Raw genomic sequence first — 19,742 nt, 5'->3', positions numbered from 1 at the left:
GAGCTGCTCGCGATGGAGGCCGACTACGAGGCCGCGCGCCTGCTCACGCTCGAGGCGGCGTGGATGGCCGACAACGGCAAGCCGAACTCGCTCCAGGCGTCGATGGCCAAGGCCAAGGCCGGGCGGGCCTGCGTGGACATCGCGCTGCGCTGCGTGCGGCTCGCCGGCGCCGGCGGCTACTCCGAGACCGAGCTGCTGGAGAAGTGGGCACGCGACAGCAAGATCCTCGACATCTTCGAAGGCACCCAGCAGATCCAGCAGCTGATCGTGGCGCGGCGGCTGCTGGGTCTGTCCAGCTCTGAGCTCAAGTAGCGCGCCGAGCCGAAGCCGGTAACCGCGGTGAAAGCCGTCGGTCAGCGGCAGCCGGTGCAGTGGGGCCAGGCGGACCGACCGGCGGCCGCCACCAGCCAGGAGCATCCGTCATGACCGTCTACTTCGACCACCACATCGTCCCCAGCACCGACAAGGCCCGGACCGCGCGCTTCTATGCCGAGATCCTCGGACTCCCGGCACCCCGGGAGGAGGGACCGTTCGCCGCGCTCGACCTCGGCAACGACGTCGCGCTCTACGTCGCCGGCTGGGAGGAGCGGGTCGCACCCCAGCACTACGCGTTCCTCGTGAGCGAGGCCGAGTTCGACACCTTCTACCGCCGCCTGACCGAGCTCGGCCTGCCGCACTGGGCGGACCCGCACCGCCGGCTCCCGCAGCAGGTCAACCATGACGACGGCGGCCGCGGCACCTACTTCCACGACCCCGACGGCCACTTCGTCGAGGTCCTCACGGTGCGGTACGGCGGCCGCCCGACCTCGGTCGCACCGGCGGCCGCAGCCTGACTTGGCGGATCAGGAGCTGCGTGGCGGCTAGGTTGAGCCTCCGGACGGACCGGCTCGAACACGACCGCGGGGGCGACATGCGCTACCGAGTGCTCGGCGAGGTGGTGGTGCTGCCCGAGGGCGGTACCCCACGCACGCTGACGCGCCGCCGCGAGCGCTCGGTGCTCGGTGTCCTCCTCGCCGCGCGCGGTACGCCAGTGACGGCCGAGCGACTGCTGGCCGACGCGTGGACGGACGTGGATGCCGCCACCCTCGGCTCGCTCCAGGTGGCGGTCTCCCGGCTCCGTGCCGAGCTGGAGCCGGATCGCGCGCCACGCACGCCGCCGCGTGTCCTCGTCAGTGGTGGCGGTGGCTACGTCCTGGACGCGCCGTCTGACGCGGTCGATGCCTGGGTCTTCGAGTCCATGGCCCGCCAGGCGCTCGGGGCCGACCGGGCCGAGGAGTCACTGCGACTCGGCGAGGAGGCGAACCAGCTGTGGGCCGGCACGCCGTACCCCGACTGCGACGGCGAGCTGTTGCTCCGCGAGCGCGACCGGCTGAACGAGCTCCACGCGTCGCTGCTCGAGCGCCGGGTCGAGGACCTGCTGGCCCTGGGCCGTGACGCCGACGCGCTGACCCTGGCCATGGACGCGGCCGGCGACCACCCCTTCCGGGAGCGGCTCTGGGCGGGGCTGGCGCTGGCGCAGTACCGGGGCGGGCGGCAGGGGGAGGCGCTCGAGACGCTCCGACGGCTGCGGACGATGCTCGCCGACGAGCTGGGGGTGGACCCGACCCCGGAGGTCCAGGAGCTGGAGCGACGCCTTCTGCAGCAGGACCCGGAGCTGACGGTCCTCGCTTCCCGGCCGGTGGCCGCGCGCACGCGCGAGGTGTCCGCGGACCAGCCAGCGCTGCGGCCGCCGACCAGCCCGACCGTTGGCCGGGACGAGGTGCTGGCGCTGGGCGAGCGGCTGCTCGAGGGCCTCCCCGCGGCAACAGCGGCGCGCTTTCTCACGGTGTCCGGCGAGCCGGGCATCGGCAAGAGCCGCTTCGTCCAGGACCTCCAGGTACTGGCGGCCGAGCGTGGCGCGCGCGTGGTGCTCGGACGCAGCCCGGAGGGTGATCTGGTGCCCGCACTGTGGCCGTGGCAGTCCGTGGTCCGGGAGCTGGTCCGGGAGCTGGCCGGGTCGGCGGCGACGCCACCCCCGCACCTCGCCCCACTGCTCGGCGACAGTGAGGCCGCTGCCGACACCGGCACCGGCACGACGCTCCGTCTCTATGACGCGGTCGTGAACCTGCTGGTGCAGTCGGCCCAGGCGGCCGGCGGACTCGTCGTGGTCCTGGAGGACCTGCACCGGGCCGACGTCTCGTCGCTCCAGCTCCTCGCACACGCGGCCGCGACGCCGATGCCGGCCCCGCTGCTGATCGTCGTCACTCGACGCACGACCGACGAGGCGGCCGCCGCAGAACCGCTGCTGGCGGCGCTGGCAGCCCTGGCGCGCGCCGGCGCCGACCGCATCCGCCTGGAGGGCCTGGATCCGGCCGCTGTCGACGACCTGCTGACCGCGATGCTGGGCGACCACGACCCGCAGCTGGCGTACCGGGTGGCCGACGCGACGGCCGGCAACCCCTTCTACGTCGGGGAGTACGCGCGGCTGCTCACGACGCGACCCGACCTGAGAGCGGTCGAGCTCGACGACCTCCCGGTGCCCGAAGGGGTCCAGGACGTGCTGCGGCAGCGGCTTGCGCGGCTGCCCCAGGCTTCACGCACCCTGCTCGCGCACGCGGCGATGCTGGGCCAGGTCGTCGAGCCACGCCTGACGGCCACGGTCACCGGTGAGTCCGAGGAGACGGTGCTGGACACCCTCGACCTTGCCGTGGCCTCGGGACTCCTGGTGGAACGGGGCGCCGCGTACGCCTTCGCCCACGCCCTGACCCGCGAGGTCCTGGCGGACGAGCTCAGCGCCGCTCGACGGATGCGGCTGCATGCGCGGGCAGTGGTCGCATTGGAGCAGGCCCACCCGCGGCCGGACGCGGACCTCGTGGCCACGCTCGCCGGCCACGCCCTGGCAGCGGCGCCGCTCGGTCGCGAGTCGCGCCGGGCCGCACTCACCTGGCTGCCGCGGGCTGCCGCGTCGGCCGCGGCCCGGCAGGCGCACGCCGAGGCGCTCGAGCTGTGGCGGGCAGCGGGCCGCGAGGCCGATCCGACCGAGCCGGAGCACGTCGCGGCCCGGCAGGGCGAGGCACAGGCGTTGCTCCGGCTGGGATCGTCGGCCGCGAGTCGCGCGATCGTCCAGGAGCTCGTCGCCGAGGCAGTCGCGCGAGAGGACTGGTCCAACGTCGCCGCCAGTGCCGCGATCGCCACCGAGGCCGGCGTCTGGACCTCGCGCGAGCACGGGAGCAAGGACGAGCCGTTCATCGTTGCGCTCACGGACGCGCTCGGCCACGTGGTCGACCCCGCCGACGAGGCGAGACTCACCGCGACCTTGATGGTGGAGCACTACCTCGGCTTCGACCGTGACCGCGTGACCGAGTACAGCGCACGCGCGGGCGCCGCTGCCCGGGAGGCGGCCGACGACGTGCTCATCGAGCAGGTGCTCTACCTCCAGATCCTGTGCCGTTCCGGGCGCCGCCGGCCGGGTGACCGCGAGGAGCGGCTCGCCCTCCTCGAGGACCTTCTCGCACGCTCTCCCGGAGGAGAGACCGAGGTGTCCGCCCTCTTCCACCTCGGCTGGAACCTGTTCGAGCTCGGACGGGTCGACGAGTCCGACGAGGCCATGGAGCGCTGTCGGGCCGCCGCTGCCGACCTGGGTCACGCCGGGGTCGACGTCCCGCTCGCCTGGTGGCGCGCAGCCCGTGCCCGTGACGTCGACGACCCGCAGGCGGCGGCGCTCGGGCGCGAGGCGCTGACGCTGCACGAGAGCAGCGGAGTCGTCGGGATCGACGAGGCGAGGTGTGTGCACGCCGCGGCGAGCCTCGCACCGGGGGAGACGCTCGACCCGGGACTCGTCGACCTCGCAGGGACCCGTGGGTTGCCGACCCGCGCTGCGGTCGCATGGGGCCTCGTGACCTCGGGTCAGCCGGAGCGGATCGGTGACCTGGTCGCCGACCTGGTGCCGGCCCACGTCGAGGACTACGCGGCCCTGGCGGGTGCCTGTCTGCAGCTGGGAGTCCTCGCGGCGCTCGGGGACGCCGACCGCGTGCGCGTGCTGGTGGACCAGCTCCGCCCGAACGCCGACGCCGTCGTCACGTACGGGGCTCTGGACCACCTCGGTGTCGTCGACCACTTCCTCGCCCTGGGACTGCAGAGCCTCGGGCGGCACGACGACGCGCTGGTCCACGCGCGTCGGGCGGTCGACCGGCTCACCGAGCTCGACGTCCGACCTGCCCTGCGCCGGGCGACGGCCCTGCTGGCACAGCTGGAGCAGGACGGCGGCGCAGCCGAGGCGTAAGTCAGCGGTAACTCGCGCGAAAGCGCTCGCGGCCACCGTGGAGCCAGCCCGGAGACACCGGGCGGCCCACGGACAGGAGGTCCGCGATGACCACCACCTTCACCACCTTCACCGGCTCGGCCCGGGCGCGGTTCGCGACCCGTCGCCGCGGTGCCACGACGTACCGGACCGAGTTCCGGACCCAGTCAGTGCTCGAGACCATCGCCACCCAGCGTGTCCTGAACGCGCTGCGGTAGCCCACGTGAGGACAGAGACCTCAGCAGGCCCCCACCGAACGACCGCCATGACATCGAGAGGACCACTCATGACCAGCACGACCATCACGCCTACCGACCAGCTACGGGAGCCGCTCGCCGACCTGCGCCGCCGCGTCGCCGGCGCCCTCCACCTCCCCGACGACGAGACCTGGGACGCCGCCCGCGCAGCCTGGATCGTCACCGTCGACCAGCGCCCGCTTGCCGTCCTCGAGGCACGAGACGTGCAGGACGTCGTGACCGCGGTCCGGTGGGCCCGGGACCACGAGGTCCAGGTGTCCGCCCAGCCCACCGGGCACGGCACCACCGGCCCCTTCGAGCAGGTGATGCTCCTGCGCACCGGCGGGTTGCGCGGCATCGAGGTCGATCCCGCCGCGCGGACCGTCACGTTCGGTGCCGGCGTCCGCGCGGGCGAGCTCCTGGCGGCACTCGACGGCACCGGCCTCACGTTCCTCGCAGGCTCCAACCCGGACCCGACGGTCGTCGGCATGACGGTCACCGGCGGACTCAGCTGGTTCGGTCGCGCCTTCGGGGCGGGCGCCGACAGCGTGGAAGCCGTCGAGCTCGTGGACGGCATGGGCCGGCTGCGCACGCTCACGGCCACCGGCGACGACTCGGACCTGTTCTGGGCAGTGCGAGGCGGGGGCGGTGACTTCGGGATCATCACGCGGATGACTGTGCGACTGCACCCCGTCCCGCAGCTGTACGGCGGCCGGCTGTTCTGGCCGATCGAGCAGACCCGGGCGGTGCTGGACGCCTTCCGGGACGTCACCGAGGGCGCGCCCGACGGGCTCACCGTGTGGTTCCACTGCTACCGGTTCCCACCGTTCCCGGAGATCCCGGAACCGCTGCGCGGTCAGGCAATCGCGTCGGTCGCTGTCGCACACCTCGGCACCAGCCAGGAGGCCGGGCGGCTGCTCGCACCCTTCCGGGCCGTGCCCGGCATCGTTCTCGACCTGCTGGGCGAGGTGCCGATCGGTGCCCTGGACGGCATCGCTGGAGAACCCACCGAGCCGTCTCCCGGGCGCGACTGGGCGGTCCTTCTCCACGCGCTCGACGACCGAACCGTCGAGCGGTTGGTGGACGCAGTCGGGGCCGGGGCCGCCCACCCCCTCACCATGGTGCAGGTCCGCCACCTGGGCGGGGCGCTGGCGCGCCAGCACCCGACCGGCGGGAGCTTCGGAGCGGTGTCCGAGCAGTACCTCGTGGGCGCGATCGGCATCCCGATCGGACCGGGTGGAGACGCCGGGGTCGAGGCCGGCTTCGCCGACATCGAGGCAGCAGTGTCGTCCGTGAGCTCGGGCCGCGCGCCGCTCGCCTTCCTGGGACGGCGCAGCACCGACCACTGGTGGTCACCCGCGACTCGCGCTCGGCTGGTCGCGGCCAAGCGCGCCGCAGACCCGCTCGGAGTCATCCGCAGCAATCGTCCGGTCGAGGCCGGCTGAGCCTGGACGAAACGAGCCCCGCACCGAGACGGTGCGGGGCTCGGTGCGCATCACGGTCAGGTCAGGAGACGGACTTGAAGGGGTCGTGCTCGGCGAGGATCCGGTCGACACGCGCCTGGTCGAGCCGGGTGTAGACGGCCTGGTTCTCCTGTGCGTCGCGGACGCACTTGGCGAGGGTGAAGGCGGAGGTCGTGAGGTACATGATCCCCAGGCCCAGGAAGGCGCGGATCCACGGGTCGACCGGTAGGTAGAAGACGGAGAAGATCATCGTCAGCAGCGCCACGCCGAAGGAGAGGGCGGCCTGCAGGTAGAAGGCGTTGGTGTTCTTGGTTGCGATCGGAGTGTCCATGCCGTGGATCCTCGCCGCGCCACCCGATGCACCGAACCCGCGCGAATACCCGCTTGGGGTGAGTACCCACGCCTATCCCGGTCCCTAAGGTGAGAGAGTGCCGACCGGAGACGACCGTCGCGACCTTCTCGTTCGCGCGCTCGAAGAAGCCTTTGCGCCGCTGATGAAGGCCGACCCGCGGGCCTTCCGCGGGAAGTTCCGCACGATGGCGGGCGACCCTCACGCCTTCTACCGCGGTAGCGCCTGCGTGTTCTACGCCGACGTGACCGACGAGGACGACCCGTATGCCGACGAGCTCTCGGGCGCGATCTGGATCCACGGTGACCTGCACGTCGAGAACTTCGGCACCTACCTCAACTCCGACGGCCGGCTGGTCTTCGACGTCAACGACTTCGACGAGGCCTACCTCGGGCACTTCACGTGGGACCTGCAGCGGTTCGCGGCATCGCTGGCGCTCGTCGGCTGGCAGAAGGCGCTGCCCGAGGAGGACGTCCGCCGGTTGATCGGGCGCTACGTCCGGTCCTACCTCTCGCAGGTCGACGAGTACCGGAGCAGCGAGGACGACGACGAGTTCGCGCTCCACCTCGACAACACCTCGGGCCCCATCCGCAGCGCCCTGGTCTCGGCCCGGTGCAACAAGCGGGCCGACCTGCTCGACCGGACCACCGTCCTCGACGACGGACTCCGCACGTTCCGGCACGACGACACGGTCCGGGCCCTGTCCAAGACCGAACGGGCGAAGGTGGTGCGAGCCTTCGAGCGCTACCTGGAGACGATCCCCGACCAGAAGCGGTTCGACAGGGAGCTCTTCTACGAGCTGCGCGACCTCGTGGGGAAGACCGGGTTCGGGATCGGCAGCGCCGGGCTGCCTGCGTACAACCTGCTGGTCGAGGGCTACAGCCAGGCACTCGACAACGACGTGGTGCTGTCGATGAAGCAGGCGAACATCCCCGCTGTGAGCCGGTTCGTGGACACGAGCGCGATCGACGAGTACTTCGACCACGAGGGGCAGCGCACCGTGGTGAGTCAGCGCGCGCTCCAGCTCCACACCGACCCGTTGCTGGGGTACACCACGCTCGACGGGGTGGGGTACGTCGTGAGCGAGGTGTCGCCGTACGAGGTCGACCTGGACTGGTCGGACCTGACCGAGCCGGACCAGATCGCAGAGGTCGTCGACCTGCTCGGCCGCGCCACCGCGAAGATCCACTGCGCCTCCGACGAGGACAGCGAGCAGGACCTCGTGGACTTCCAGGTGGAGGAAGCGATCGCGAGCTCGATCCACCGCCGCCGCAAGGAGTTCGCGGCCTGGCTCACCGACTGGGGGATGGCCTACGCCGATCGGGTGCGCGAGGACCACGCACTCTTCGTGTCGGCCTTCCGGGACGGCTCGATCGGGGTCTCCGCCACCTGACGCCGCCCAGCGAGCGTGACCTCCGGGACGCGCGGCCGTTGTCACAGGCACGACCCTCACCCAGGAGGAGACCCCATGCGTCGTGCTCCACGACTGGCTGCCGCCGCCGCGCTCGCGGTGGTCGCCCTCGCCCCCGTCCTGCCGACCACGGGCGCCGATGCGCTGCCGCTGCCGAGGGCCGACATCTCCGACTTCCTCGCCCGGCAGCTGCGCACCCTCGCGCTGGGGGAGCGGACGACCGTCCTGGTGCACGGCACCGACCTCGCGGCGGCCAACCGCGCCGTGAGGACGGCCGGGCTGACCCGGACCATGAGTTTCGACCGGATCGGCGTGGTCGTCGCTCGTGGCACGGCGGCACAGATCGCGCTCGCGAGGGTGCAGCCCGGTGTGACCTACGTCGAGGGCAACCAGCCGATCGAGCTCACGCAGTACACCTCGCACACGGCCACGCGCGGGACCGAGGCGATGGAGACCCTGACCGGTGCAGACGGCACTGCCCTGACCGGCACCGGCGTCAGCGTGGCCGTGATCGACTCCGGCGTCGACCCGACCCACCCCTACCTCACTGACGCCGACGGCACCTCCGCCGTCGTGAGCAACAACAAGACCGTCTGTGACCCGCTCGAGGCGTTCTGCCAAGTCGTGAACCTGCCGAACACCGTCGACACGGACACCCTGTCCGTCGGCGGTCATGGCACGCACGTCGCCGGCATCGTGGCGGGCAGACCGACCACCCTCTCCGACGGGCGGACCCTCCACGGTGCCGCGCCAGGCGCGAACCTGGTGTCGCTGTCGACCGGCGCCGCCCTGTTCATCATCGGCGCCGACGCCGCCCTGAACTGGGTCCTCGAGAACCACGCCGCACCCTGCGGTGAGGGCGTGCCGGCTTCTGAGTGCCCGCCGATCAAGGTCACGAACAACTCCTACGGCCCCAGCGGCGGCGGCGCGTACGACCCCGAGTCGGCAACGGTGAAGCTGCAACGTGCGCTGGCGGCCGAGGGCGTCGTCACCGTGTGGGCGGCCGGGAACGACGGCGGCGACGGCTCGACGAGCCTCACCAACCCGCCCGGCCAGGACCCGACCGGCGGCATCCTGAGCGTCGCGTCGTACAACGACCTGGAGACGGGTACCCGCGACGGCGAGGTCAGCGAGTTCTCCTCACGGGGCCAGGAGAGCGACCCTGCCACGTGGCCGGACGTCTCGGCACCGGGGGACACGATCACCAGCTCCTGCCGGATCTACCTGCCGATCTGCGTCACCGGACTGGACTTCGTCGACGGTGGGAACTTCAACACCATCAGCGGCACCTCCATGGCTGCCCCGCACGTCGCGGGAATCGTCGCCCAGCTGTTCCAGAAGTCGCCGGGCGCGACGCCCGCACAGGTCGAGGCGGCCATCACGTCCACCGCCCACCGGTACTCCTTCGGGGCGCCGTACGTCGGCGGCTCGTCGTACGACAAGGGGCACGGCCTCGTCGATGTCGTGGCGGCGGCGAACGTTCTGCCCTAGGCGAGCTGTCCGGGCAGGGTTCGCACGACCGTCCCCCAAGGTCACGCCGGGCGCCACGGTGCCCGGCGTGATCTACGTCGTGGTCGCGGCCACAGCCGCCGAGGCAGCGTACGTCCGGGTAGACGCCAGGTTCACGCGCGCTGGGGGAGTGGCTCAGCGAGAGCTGTTCGCCGTCCGGCCCTTGACGACTCCGACGAACGCCTGGGTGTCCTCGTCGTCGCGCTCGACCAGCCAGGCCAGCACGACGGTGGTGGGCTCGAGGTCCGAGACGGGCCGGGCGGCGACGTCCTTGCGGGCGTAGAGCCGTGCGACCGACATCGGCACGATCGCGACTCCTCCTCCGGACGCGACGACCTCGATCGCCTCCTCCCACGACATCGGCGGCCAGTCGAGCTGGGCCGCACTGGGCGTCCAGCCGGATTGGTGGGGGAGCACGAGCTGTTCGTCGATGAGGTCGGCGGTGGTCACGGCGTCGGCGGCCGTGGCGAAGTGGTCCCGCGGGACCACCACGACCGGCACCTCGTCGTACAGCCGCACCCGGTGGAGCCCGTCGACGCTCGGGAGCGGGAGCCGAACCAGGCAGAGGTCGAGTGAGCCGTCACGCAGTCCGGTCTCGGCCCTGACCGCACCGTCGACCGGAACGAGCTCGAGCGGTTCCGCCTGCCGCTCACGCCACGCCATGGCCCACTTGTCGGGTGTCGTCCCGGTGTCGAAGCCGAGTCGCATCAGGCGTCCCTGAACGAGAGGCCGCGCCCGGTCAGAGCCTCGCCGAGCCGTTCGATCGCGATCGGCCCGACGCCGTGGAGCGCGACCAGGTCTGCTGCACGCCACGACGCGACCTGCTCCAGGGTCGTGACGCCCTCGCCCCGGAGCGCGCGGGTGGCAGGAGCCCCGATGCTGCGGGGGAGCGGAGTGCCGTCCGGCCGCGCCGGCCGCTTCCGAGGCGGCCCGCCGTGGTCGAGCACGGCCTCGCCCCGCGGGGAGAGCCGGTAGCCGATGGCCAGGGACTCGGTGAGGCCCTTCTCCTTGAGCTTGCGCACGTCGGTCTTGAAGTCCGCCGTCTCCCGTCCGAGCTCGGCCGCCAGGTCCGGCGCCCGTACGCCGGGGGAGCGGTCGATGATCTCCAGCGTGGCCCGGGTCCACGGCCCGGTGCCCGAGGCCGCGTCGAGCCGGTCGAGCCACGCCCTGATCTGCTCGATCTCAGCGGCATCCGGCACGCGCTCGCGCAGCGCCTCGCGCGGGTCGGCGCCGGCGTACCGCAGTCCGACGCGGTAGACGGTCCGGTCCGGCCGGTGGCTGAGTGCGTCCTTGAGCGCAGTCAGCGACGCGGCGCCGGCGCGACGCGCGTCGTCGGCTCGGAGCCGGGAGAGCGCGACCGGTTCGAGCGACACCACCTCGATCAGACCAACGCCGGTACGCATCCGCGTGCCGACCTTCACGCGCGGACGGTCCCAGCGCCGGAACGCGAGGTCGATCTCGCCGTTCTTGATGGCCGTCAGCTCTGCGGGCCGGATCATCACGAGGTCAGTCCATCACGGTGGGCCACGACGAGGAACGGTGCGCGCCGCCGCGACGTAGTGCTGGAACGCGCCTGCGCGCGGATCCCCACGAAGCGCGCCGCATGACGCAAGATTGCCGGCGTGCGGTCGAGAAGAAGTCCGGCTGGTGACGAGACTGCGCTCGGACGCAGGGTGACCCTGACTGGGACGCGGGGGCCGCTGTTGGCATTCGTCGTGGCTGTCGCGCTCGCCGTCAGCGGCGCGGGGCCGGCCGGCCCCGCGTCCACTGAACCCGTGGAGGTGCCGGCCGAGGGCGGGCAGCCTGCCCGGATCGAGCCGCGGGGTGCGAAGGGGGCACGTCCCAACATCGTCGTGGTGATGGCCGACGACATGCGGGTCAACGACGTGCGGTTCGCCCCCAACCTGCGGCGGCTCGTGGCCAGGCGCGGCCTGACCTTCCGGAACTCCTTCTCGCCGTACCCTCTCTGCTGTCCGGCGCGGGCGTCCTTCTTCACCGGCGTCTACGCGCACCGTCACAGGGTGTTGTCCCACAAGCTCCCGTGGGGATACCAGACCTTCGACGACTCGCGCACGTTGGCGACATCACTGGCTGAGGTCGGCTATCAGACCGGGTTCATCGGCAAGTACCTCAACGGTTACGGGACGCACGACTCGCTGGTGTCGGGAGAGCCGTCATGGCAGTACGTCCCGCAAGGGTGGTCCGACTGGCGCGCTGCCTTCACCAACCGGGCACTGCCCGAGGTGCACGGCGGCACGCACCACTATCGCGACACGCCGTACAACGTGAACGGGACCGTGGACAACGCGTACCGCGGCCGGTACCAGCCCGCGGTCGTCGGCGACTTCTCCCGGGCCATGGCACGCAGGTTCTCGAGATCGCGCCGGCCGTTCTTCATGTCCGTCAACTACGTGACGCCCCACCACGGATCGCCTCGCGAGCTCGACGACCCCGGCTACGTGCCCGACCGCAACGGCAGGCGGACGGACTACGTCACGCCGGGCCGCCCGCGCTGGGTCAGGGGACGCTTCGACCGGCTGATCACGCACGCTGCCGGCCTGCCGAGGAACGGTGGCCCGGCGGAGCGGAACGTCTCCGACAAGCCCGCGCTGCTGCGCAAGTTCCCGGAACCGACCGCGCGCGAGCGACGGGCGATGCGGGAGGTGACGCGACAGCGGGCGGAGGCAGTGTTCGCCATGGACGTCCAGATCGGGGGGCTGATCGACACCCTGAGGCGGACCGGCGAGTGGAGGCGCACCGTCTTCATGTTCACGTCCGACAACGGGTACTTCCTGGGAGAGCACCGGCGTCGGCAGGGCAAGCTGCTCGGGCACGAGCCGTCGCTCCGGGTGCCGTTCCTGGTCACCGGGCCTGGCATGCGTGGTGACGGGCGGGCCGGACGGATGCGCTCCGACCCGATCACGACGATCGACGTCAGCGCGACCATCATCGACCTGGCCGGTGCTGCGCCGCCGCTGGTGCCGGACGGTGCGTCGAAGGTGCGGGTCATGCGCCGGGGCGACCGCGGCTGGCGCACCCCGGTGCTGTACGAGGCGCTCCACACCGGCCCCTCCGACCCTGCGCCGGGCTTCGACGACGAGCGCACCGCGATCGGTGTCCGTACCGCCCGCTACTCCATGCTGGTCTACCGCGACGGAGGAGAGCTGTACGACCTGGTGAAGGACCCGCTGCAGAACCACAGCCGGTGGGACGACCCGGCCTATCGCGAAGTCAAGCAGACCCTGCGTCAGGTGTGGCGGGACCTCAAGGACTGCGCGGGTCAGGAGTGTCGGGCAGCCTTGCCTCGCAGCCTCGCGGCCGGGGCTGGGGCGAACCGGAGGATGACTGCGGCGTACTGGCGACGACTCGACCGCGTCTACGGCTGGTGACGGACCGGGCCAGGGAACGGCGACGCCCCGGTCGCTGGGACCGGGGCGCCGCCACGATTGTCCTCGATCAGTCGAGGTCGAAGCGGTCGAGCTCCATGACCTTGACCCAGGCCGACACGAAGTCGTTGACGAACTTGTCGCGGGCGTCCTCGCTCGCGTAGACCTCGACGAGCGCGCGGAGCTGCGAGTTGGACCCGAAGATCAGGTCGACGGGCGTCGCGGTCCAGCGCAGCTCGTCGGTGGCCGCGTCGCGGATCTCGTACACGTTCTCCGAGTCCTGGGACGCCTTCCACCTGGTCCCTGCGGAGAGCAGGTTCACGAAGAAGTCATTGGTCAGCACGCCCGGCCGGTCGGTGAGGACCCCGTGCGCCGCCCCGCCGACGTTCGCTCCCAGTGCGCGAAGGCCACCGACTAGGACGGTCATCTCCGGGGCGCTGAGCTCGAGCATGTAGGCACGCTCGACGAGCAGCTTCTCGGGCTGCAGCTTCTCGCCGGGTCGGAGGTAGTTGCGGAAGCCGTCGGCTCGTGGCTCGAGCACCGAGAACGACTCGACGTCGGTCTGCTCCTGCGTCGCATCGGTCCGACCGGGGTGGAACGGCACGGTGACGTCATGACCGGCGTCCTTGGCCGCCCGCTCGATCGCTGCGCCGCCGGCGAGCACGATCAGGTCTGCGAGCGAGATGCGTGCACCGCCGGCGGCGTAGAACTCCTGCTGGATGCCCTCGAGGGTCTCGAGGACGGTCGCCAGCTCGGCGGGCTGGTTGACCTCCCAGCTGCGCAGCGGTTCGAGCCGGATCCGGGCGCCGTTCGCGCCGCCGCGCTTGTCGGTGGTCCGGAAGCTCGCGGCCGACGCCCACGCCGTCGAGACCAGCTGGTGGGTTGTCAGGCCCGACTCCAGCACGCGGGTCTTCAGCGCGGCGACATCGGTCTCGCTCACGAGCTCGTGGTCGACCGCCGGCACGGGGTCCTGCCACACCTGCGGCTCGGCCACCCACGGGCCGAGGAACCGCGAGACCGGACCCATGTCGCGGTGCAGCAGCTTGTACCAGGCCCTGGCGAACGCGTCGGCGAACTCGTCGGGGTGCTCGAGGAAGCGCCGGGAGACCTTCTCGTACGCCGGGTCCATGCGCAGCGAGAGGTCGGTGGTCAGCATGGTCGGCTTGTGCTTCTTCTGCGGGTCGAAGGGGTCGGGGACGATCGCCTCGGAGTCCTTGGCCACCCACTGCTTCGCACCACCCGGGCTGGTGGCGGGCTCCCACTCGTGGCCGAAGAGGATCTCGAAGAAGCGGTTGCTCCACTGGGTCGGTCGGTCGCTCCACGTGACCTCGAGACCGCTGGTGATCGTGTCGGCCCCCTTGCCGGTGCCGTAGCTGCTCAGCCACCCGAGGCCCTGGGTCTCCAACGGAGCACCCTCGGGCTCGGGGCCGACATGGTCGTCGGCGACAGCCGCACCGTGGGTCTTGCCGAAGGTGTGACCGCCCGCGATGAGGGCGACCGTCTCCTCGTCGTTCATCGCCATGCGGCGGAACGTCTCGCGGATGAAGTGCGCAGCCGCCACCGGGTCGCCGCTTCCGCGCGGACCCTCGGGGTTGACGTAGATCAGGCCCATCTCGGTGGCCCCCACGTCGGGCATCATCTCGGCGTCGCTGACGTAGCGGTCCTCGGTCAACCAGTTGTCCTCCGGACCCCAGAAGACCTCTTCGGGCTCCCAGATGTCCTCGCGACCGAAGCCGAAGCCGAACGTCTTGAAGCCCATCGACTCGAGGGCGACATTGCCGGCCAGGACGAGCAGGTCGGCCCACGAGACCTGCTGCCCGTACTTCTGCTTCACCGGCCACAGCAGCCGCCGTGCCTTGTCGAGGTTGGCGTTGTCGGGCCAGCTGTTCAGCGGAGCGAACCGCTGGCTTCCGTCTCCGGCGCCGCCGCGTCCGTCGTGGATGCGGTAGGTGCCCGCCGCGTGCCAGCTCAGCCGGATCATCAGCCCGCCGTAGTGACCGAAGTCCGCCGGCCACCAGTCCTGGGAGGTCGTGAGCGTCTCGATGACGTCCCGCTTGAGCGCCTCCACGTCGAGCTTCGCGAACTCCTCCGCGTAGCTGAACCCCGTCCCCAACGGGTTGCCCGCGGAGGGGTGGGCGTGAAGCACGGACAGGTTCAGAGAGTCGGGCCACCAGTCCTGGATCGTCCGTGGCCGCCCCCCGGTCTGCGGGGTCGGCGAGTCGATCGCCGGGTTCTCGCTCTCGCTACCCTCCGCGGTCACGCCGTCGTGCCCGACCGGGCACCCTCCGGCTGCGGTGCTGCTCGGGTTGTCCTGGCTCTCGGTCATGTTCTTCCTTCCACGGAGTTGACTGCAGGGTTCAAGCGGCTGAGCACTCGGGGCACAGGCCCCAGTAGACGACCTCGGCCTCGTCGATCACGAAGCCGTGGTCCTCGGAGGCCGTCAGGCACGGGACGTCGCCGACCGCACAGTCGACGTCGGCCATCGTGCCGCAGGAGCGGCACACGACATGGTGGTGGTTGTCGCCCACACGGGCTTCGTACCGGGCCACCGATCCGGTCGGTTGGATCCGGCGTACCAGGCCGGCGCCGGTCAGCGCCCGCAGGACGTCGTACACAGCCTGGTGCGAGACCTCGCCGAGGTCGGCGCGGACGGTGCCGATGATCGTGTCCGTGTCGGCGTGCGGAGCGGAGTGCACCGCACGCAGGACTGCCAGGCGGGGTCGGGTGACCCGGAGCGAGGCGTCGCGCAGCAGGCGCTCGTGCTCGTTCTCGGCAGTGGTGGGCATCGGGGCCAGCATTGCGAGTTTTCTTGAATCATTCAACTGTGAGGCTCGGGCGTTGCGATCGAAACTTTCGGGTCGGTGCCTGCGTCACAGGTACGAACCGTCCCCAGCGAGCTGCCAACCGGGTCTCGCTTCGGGAACGAACAATGGGGGATCAGCATGAACGTCGTGGGCAGGTACGCAGAATGGGTCGACTTCACCGCCGACCTGATGACCCGGCCGTCGGGACGGTTCCCACGGACGCGTGTCAGATCGAAGCTCGTGGAGACGTTCCAGACCCAGGTGTCCTGGAACTGGAAGAACGCCGACGGCGCGTTCGGGTTCGAGCCCAGCCATCCGATCAAGGGCTGGCCGAGCCCATCGGAGCTGGTGCTGTGGGAACGTCACATGGCCAAGCACCCGCTCCTGTGCTGGTTCCGCCGTACCGGCGACCCTCGACCGTGGTCGGTGGGACGCGTCCCGCGCCGGATCGTGGCACCGCACGGCTTCGACATCCTGCGCGACCTCTGCGGGCCGGTCGGTGTCGACGAGCAGCTGTCCATCCCGTACGAGCTCGACGGCGAGGCGCACCGCGCCTACGTCCTCGCGAGGACCGGCGAGGACTTCTCCGACGAGGACCTCGACCTCGCGCGGCGCATCCAGCCGCTACTGGCGGCGCTGGGCAAGCAGTGCACCCTGCTGCAGGGCGCGTACCCCACGGGGGCAGTCCCGGCCGGGCTGACCGGGAGGGAGCTGGCAGTCCTCCAGCTGCTCCGGGAGGGCAGCACCGCTCGGGCGATCGGCCATCGCCTCGGCATCTCCACCCGCACCGTCCACACCCACCTCGCGAACCTCTACCGCAAGCTCGGCGTGAACGACCGGTTGCAGGCGGTGATGGTGGCTCAGCAGCTGGGGATCCCGAGCGCCTCGCGCGAGGCGCCCGAGTCCCCGGTCGGCTACGCGCTGCCACCGGCGGCCGCCCGGAACGGCACGGCCGCCGAGAGGCTGGCAATCCCCGTCGGCTGAGCTGGGGGTGCGTCGGTCGGCAGCGGTCCGTTCTCAGTAGTCGGCGCCGGCTGGGTCAGCCAGGAACTCGAGGTCGTCCGGCTGGTCTACGCGGTAGCTGCCACTGGCGTTGCAGTTGAAGTTGAGCCCGAACGACGTCACCGCGACGATGATGTTCTGAGCCTCGATCGCCGGTGTCGACTTGTCGAACGTCGGCCCGCCGGAGTCGCCGAAGCAGGTCCCGCCGTCGGTCCCAGCACCCCGGTGGGAGAACATCACGGCGATGTTCTTCAGACCATAGGCTCCCTTGAAGCTGACGAGCTTGCGGGTTGCCTTCCTGCGGGTGTCGCCGCCGAGGCCGAACTTCGGCCCGCTGTCCTCGAGGCCGTAACCCACCGACTCGAACAACGCATTCTTCTTCGCCTTGGCGGAGTAGAACTTGTCGAGGTAACCCTCCTCGGGGAGCGACCCGTACTCCGAGAGCTGGATCGGCTCGCTCAGCTCGACGACGCCGACGTCGTGGAGCAGGAACGCCGTATCGACGAACTCAGGGTGCGTGAACGTCGACTCCGCCTCTGCCCACTCCGGGCTCGCGTCGAGAATCGTCGACCAGGCGTCGTACCGCTCGTCGTTGCGGTCGGGGACGAAGGTGGAGCTGGGAGGGAGCACTGAGTAGTCAGGAGCCTCGGAGACGGAGAACCAGATGTCGGTGCCACCGAACAGCGGGTTGTCGGGCGCCTCGCCCTCGAGACCGACGGCGTAGGTGCAGTGGCCGGCGGTGACGACGGTGTCGGCGTCGATCAGCGTGCCGGTGCAGTTGAACCAGGCGCCCGGATCGTCGAACCGCGAGTCGACGTCGGTCGGAACGTAGAACAAGAGCTGCCCGACGTACGGGTGCTCACCTGCATCGGGCGCCCCGCCGATGATGGCCTGCGCGGGCACGGTGGGGACGAGCAGCGCCGCCCCCGAAATCACGGCGACGACGCCGCCCAACAGTCTCTTCATGCGTGGATTCCCCCCATAGACGTGTGGTGCTGTTGACGCACGGTAAGTCGTGACAGGCCCGGGCGCCAGAGCTGCGCAGTGAAATGTTCGCTTCGTGGCCGGAGCCTGAGCGGGGACGCGACGGACCGAGCCTCGCCCTGAGGGGGTCGACGGTGATCCGTCGCCCGGTCAGCTGCCGAAGGTCTCCAGGAGGAGCTCCCGCTCGGCGGGAGTCAGGTTGGTCTGAACCAGCGTCATGTCCACCCCGCGGAACCGCTCGCCGAGCCGGTCGAGGTTGCCCTGGTCCGAGACGACGAAGAGCGCAGATGTTCCCTCGGTGATCTCGTCCCGGATGCGCTCCAGATCCTGCTCGGTGATGCCGAGCTTCTCCGTCGCCTTGCTGATCCCGCCGATGGCAGCGCCGGCAGCGATTCCCAGCAACGGGACGGTGAACAAGGTGCCCAGGAGCAGCCCCCAGAAGGCCCCCCAACCGCTTCCTCGCAGCGTCTCCTCGTGCCCGTGCCTGATCTTCGGCTTCTTGTCGCCGACGGGCCACGACACCGTGGCGTGGTCGAGGATCTCGACGAGGTCGTCTCCCTCGGCGCTCTGGAGCAACGACACGGCGTGCTCTGCTCCGTCCGGGTTGTCGAACTTCCACACAGTGAATGCGGTCATGGACACAATCAAGCCCTGACCAGGGCCTGATGCATCATCCCCTGCGCGTGATCTGCGAGGGACCGGGTCGAGCGACGGAGGCGCAGCGCGCGCGGCGTACAGGGGTGCCGAGATCGCGCGACGCGCGGGACGAAGGAGTGTCCGAGGGGGGACTTGAACCCCCACGCCCTAATACGGGCACTAGCACCTCAAGCTAGCGCGTCTGCCAATTCCGCCACCCGGACGAGTGCGCAGGAACCTTAGCAAAGCAACGGGTCGAAACCCGCATCGGGGACGGCCTCCGGACGGTGCCAGGATAGGGCCATGGCGGACCGACCTGAGGACGTGCCACGGGACCCTGCGCACGACCCTGTGACGGAGGTCGTCGAGCTGTGCCGGGACCTGATCCGGATCGACACCACCAACTACGGTGACCACTCCGGCCCAGGCGAGCGCAAGGCGGCGGAGTACGTCGCGACCCTGCTCGACGAGGTCGGGATCGAGCCCACCGTGGTGGAGGAGACCTCCGGCCGGACCAGCCTGATCGCCCACTGGGGCAACCTCTCGTCGGATCGGCCCGGGCTGCTGCTGCACGCGCACCTGGACGTGGTGCCGGCGGCGGCCGAGGACTGGCAGGTCCACCCGTTCTCCGGCGAGATCCAGGACGGCTACGTGTGGGGCCGCGGCGCGGTGGACATGAAGGACTTCGACGCCATGCTGCTGGCGACCGTGCGCTCCCGCACACTGGCGGGCAAGCTGCCTGACCGGCCGATCGTGCTCGCCTTCACCGCGGACGAGGAGGCGGGCGGGCACCACGGAGCACAGATCATGGTCGAGCGGTACGCCGACCACTTCGACGGCGTCACCGAGGCGGTGGGGGAGGTCGGCGGCTTCAGCACCACCGTTCGTGGCCGCCGGATCTACCTCGTCGAGGCGGCCGAGAAGGGCATGGCGTGGATGAAGCTCACGGCCCGCGGACGGGCCGGGCACGGGTCGATGATCAACCGCGACAACGCGGTCGCGCGGATCGCGAGTGCCGTCGCCCGGATCGGCGCACACGAGTGGCCGGTCCGACTGACACCGGCGATGGAGGTGCTGCTGGCGACTGTGGCGGACCTCGCCGGCACCGAGGCGACGCCTGAGAACGCCGAGGCGCTCGTCGAGGAGTTCGGCGGGGCGGCCCGGATGCTGGGGGCGGTCATCCGCAACACCACCAACCCCACCATGCTCAGCGCCGGGTACAAGGCGAACGTGATCCCCACCGAGGCGACCGCCCACGTCGACGGCAGGTCGCTGCCGGGGTACGAGGACGAGTTCTTCGCCACCCTGGCCGAGCTCGTGGGCGAGGGCATCGACGTGGAGTACCTCTCGAACCAGCCCCCGTGGGAGACGCCGTACGACGGTGCCCTCGTCGACGCCATGCACCGCTCCCTTCTCGTCGAGGACCCCGACGCGCTCGTCGCGCCGTTCCTCATGAGCGGCGGGACCGACGCCAAGCACTTCCGGAAGCTCGGGATGCGGTCCTTCGGATTCACGCCGCTGCAGCTGCCCGCCGACCTCGACTTCACCGCCCTGTTCCACGGGGTCGACGAGCGCGTCCCGGTGAGTGCGCTCGAGTTCGGCGCGCGGGTCTTCGACCGGTTCCTCGACCAGGTCTGAGCACGCCGGCCGGCGTGATCACCGCTGCCGTGCCACCCCTCGGAA

The 19,742-nt window shown here is 70.9% G+C and carries 17 protein-coding genes and 1 tRNA gene; 10 read left to right on the top strand and 8 right to left on the bottom strand.

Annotated features, from left to right (window positions below; translation table 11 throughout):
- From VFZ39_RS10490 to VFZ39_RS10470, 5 genes are all read left to right on the top strand, one after another.
- The coding region (locus VFZ39_RS10490) for an acyl-CoA dehydrogenase family protein (protein ID WP_330865695.1) at positions 1-312 on the top strand (312 nt) is incomplete at its 5' end.
- Positions 313-422: 110 nt separating this feature from the next.
- Entirely contained in the window at positions 423-833 is a 411-nt protein-coding gene (locus VFZ39_RS10485; RefSeq protein WP_330865694.1) for a VOC family protein, read from the top strand.
- Positions 834-865: 32 nt separating this feature from the next.
- Positions 866-4,261: a BTAD domain-containing putative transcriptional regulator gene (locus VFZ39_RS10480; RefSeq protein WP_330865693.1), complete on the top strand. Its 3,396-nt coding sequence runs from the start codon at positions 866-868 to the stop codon at positions 4,259-4,261.
- An 86-nt stretch (positions 4,262-4,347) separates the two neighbouring features.
- The gene (locus VFZ39_RS10475; protein WP_330865692.1) at positions 4,348-4,497 is read left to right on the top strand and encodes a hypothetical protein; all 150 of its coding nucleotides are present in this window, start codon (positions 4,348-4,350) and stop codon (positions 4,495-4,497) included.
- A 68-nt stretch (positions 4,498-4,565) separates the two neighbouring features.
- The gene (locus tag VFZ39_RS10470) at positions 4,566-5,960 is read left to right on the top strand and encodes an FAD-binding oxidoreductase (protein ID WP_330865691.1); all 1,395 of its coding nucleotides are present in this window, start codon (positions 4,566-4,568) and stop codon (positions 5,958-5,960) included.
- 61 nt (positions 5,961-6,021) lie between these two features.
- On the opposite strand, the gene VFZ39_RS10465 is transcribed toward VFZ39_RS10470, so the two are convergent.
- The gene (locus tag VFZ39_RS10465; RefSeq protein WP_330865690.1) at positions 6,022-6,309 is read right to left on the bottom strand and encodes a YiaA/YiaB family inner membrane protein; all 288 of its coding nucleotides are present in this window, start codon (positions 6,307-6,309) and stop codon (positions 6,022-6,024) included.
- A 97-nt stretch (positions 6,310-6,406) separates the two neighbouring features.
- Here VFZ39_RS10465 and VFZ39_RS10460 point away from each other — a divergent pair, with 97 nt between their 5' ends.
- Both VFZ39_RS10460 and VFZ39_RS10455 read left to right on the top strand, forming a co-directional pair.
- The gene (locus tag VFZ39_RS10460; RefSeq protein ID WP_330865689.1) at positions 6,407-7,720 is read left to right on the top strand and encodes a DUF2252 domain-containing protein; all 1,314 of its coding nucleotides are present in this window, start codon (positions 6,407-6,409) and stop codon (positions 7,718-7,720) included.
- Positions 7,721-7,795: 75 nt separating this feature from the next.
- Positions 7,796-9,229, top strand: a complete 1,434-nt coding sequence (locus VFZ39_RS10455; protein ID WP_330865688.1) for a S8 family peptidase — start codon at positions 7,796-7,798, stop codon at positions 9,227-9,229.
- Positions 9,230-9,382: 153 nt separating this feature from the next.
- Here VFZ39_RS10455 and VFZ39_RS10450 read toward each other — a convergent pair whose 3' ends face one another.
- Together VFZ39_RS10450 and VFZ39_RS10445 are read right to left on the bottom strand one after the other, a co-directional pair.
- Positions 9,383-9,955 (bottom strand): LysR family transcriptional regulator substrate-binding protein, encoded by a 573-nt coding sequence (locus VFZ39_RS10450; protein ID WP_330865687.1) that lies wholly within the window; start codon positions 9,953-9,955, stop codon positions 9,383-9,385.
- On the bottom strand, positions 9,955-10,749 hold the full coding sequence (locus tag VFZ39_RS10445; protein ID WP_330865686.1) for a hypothetical protein: 795 nt from the start codon (positions 10,747-10,749) through the stop codon (positions 9,955-9,957). The genes VFZ39_RS10450 and VFZ39_RS10445 overlap by 1 nt, the downstream gene beginning before the upstream one ends.
- Before the next feature lie 273 nt (positions 10,750-11,022).
- On the opposite strand from VFZ39_RS10445, the gene VFZ39_RS10440 reads away from it, so the two are divergent.
- Positions 11,023-12,636 (top strand): sulfatase-like hydrolase/transferase, encoded by a 1,614-nt coding sequence (locus tag VFZ39_RS10440; protein WP_330865685.1) that lies wholly within the window; start codon positions 11,023-11,025, stop codon positions 12,634-12,636.
- 67 nt (positions 12,637-12,703) lie between these two features.
- Here VFZ39_RS10440 and katG read toward each other — a convergent pair whose 3' ends face one another.
- Both katG and VFZ39_RS10430 read right to left on the bottom strand, forming a co-directional pair.
- Positions 12,704-14,959 carry a catalase/peroxidase HPI gene (gene katG / locus VFZ39_RS10435; protein WP_330865684.1) on the bottom strand — a complete coding sequence of 752 codons (2,256 nt, stop codon included), beginning with the start codon at positions 14,957-14,959 and terminating at the stop codon, positions 12,704-12,706.
- A 31-nt stretch (positions 14,960-14,990) separates the two neighbouring features.
- Positions 14,991-15,419, bottom strand: a complete 429-nt coding sequence (locus tag VFZ39_RS10430; RefSeq protein WP_330865683.1) for a Fur family transcriptional regulator — start codon at positions 15,417-15,419, stop codon at positions 14,991-14,993.
- Between the two features lie 165 nt (positions 15,420-15,584).
- On the opposite strand from VFZ39_RS10430, the gene VFZ39_RS10425 reads away from it, so the two are divergent.
- The gene (locus tag VFZ39_RS10425; protein ID WP_330865682.1) at positions 15,585-16,421 is read left to right on the top strand and encodes a response regulator transcription factor; all 837 of its coding nucleotides are present in this window, start codon (positions 15,585-15,587) and stop codon (positions 16,419-16,421) included.
- A gap of 33 nt (positions 16,422-16,454) precedes the next feature.
- Here VFZ39_RS10425 and VFZ39_RS10420 read toward each other — a convergent pair whose 3' ends face one another.
- The 3 genes from VFZ39_RS10420 to VFZ39_RS10410 form a co-directional block, all read right to left on the bottom strand.
- Entirely contained in the window at positions 16,455-17,405 is a 951-nt protein-coding gene (locus VFZ39_RS10420) for a S1 family peptidase (protein ID WP_330865681.1), read from the bottom strand.
- Positions 17,406-17,573: 168 nt separating this feature from the next.
- Entirely contained in the window at positions 17,574-18,059 is a 486-nt protein-coding gene (locus VFZ39_RS10415; RefSeq protein ID WP_330865680.1) for a DUF1269 domain-containing protein, read from the bottom strand.
- A gap of 138 nt (positions 18,060-18,197) precedes the next feature.
- Positions 18,198-18,283: transfer RNA gene (locus VFZ39_RS10410), tRNA-Leu, on the bottom strand.
- Between the two features lie 79 nt (positions 18,284-18,362).
- On the opposite strand from VFZ39_RS10410, the gene VFZ39_RS10405 reads away from it, so the two are divergent.
- Positions 18,363-19,697: a M20/M25/M40 family metallo-hydrolase gene (locus VFZ39_RS10405; protein WP_330865679.1), complete on the top strand. Its 1,335-nt coding sequence runs from the start codon at positions 18,363-18,365 to the stop codon at positions 19,695-19,697.
- The last annotated feature ends 45 nt before the right edge of the window (positions 19,698-19,742 follow it).

This window comes from Nocardioides sp., from assembly GCF_036374615.1.
Classification (GTDB): domain Bacteria; phylum Actinomycetota; class Actinomycetes; order Propionibacteriales; family Nocardioidaceae; genus Nocardioides.
This window is presented reverse-complemented; position numbering and strand designations above follow the sequence as displayed.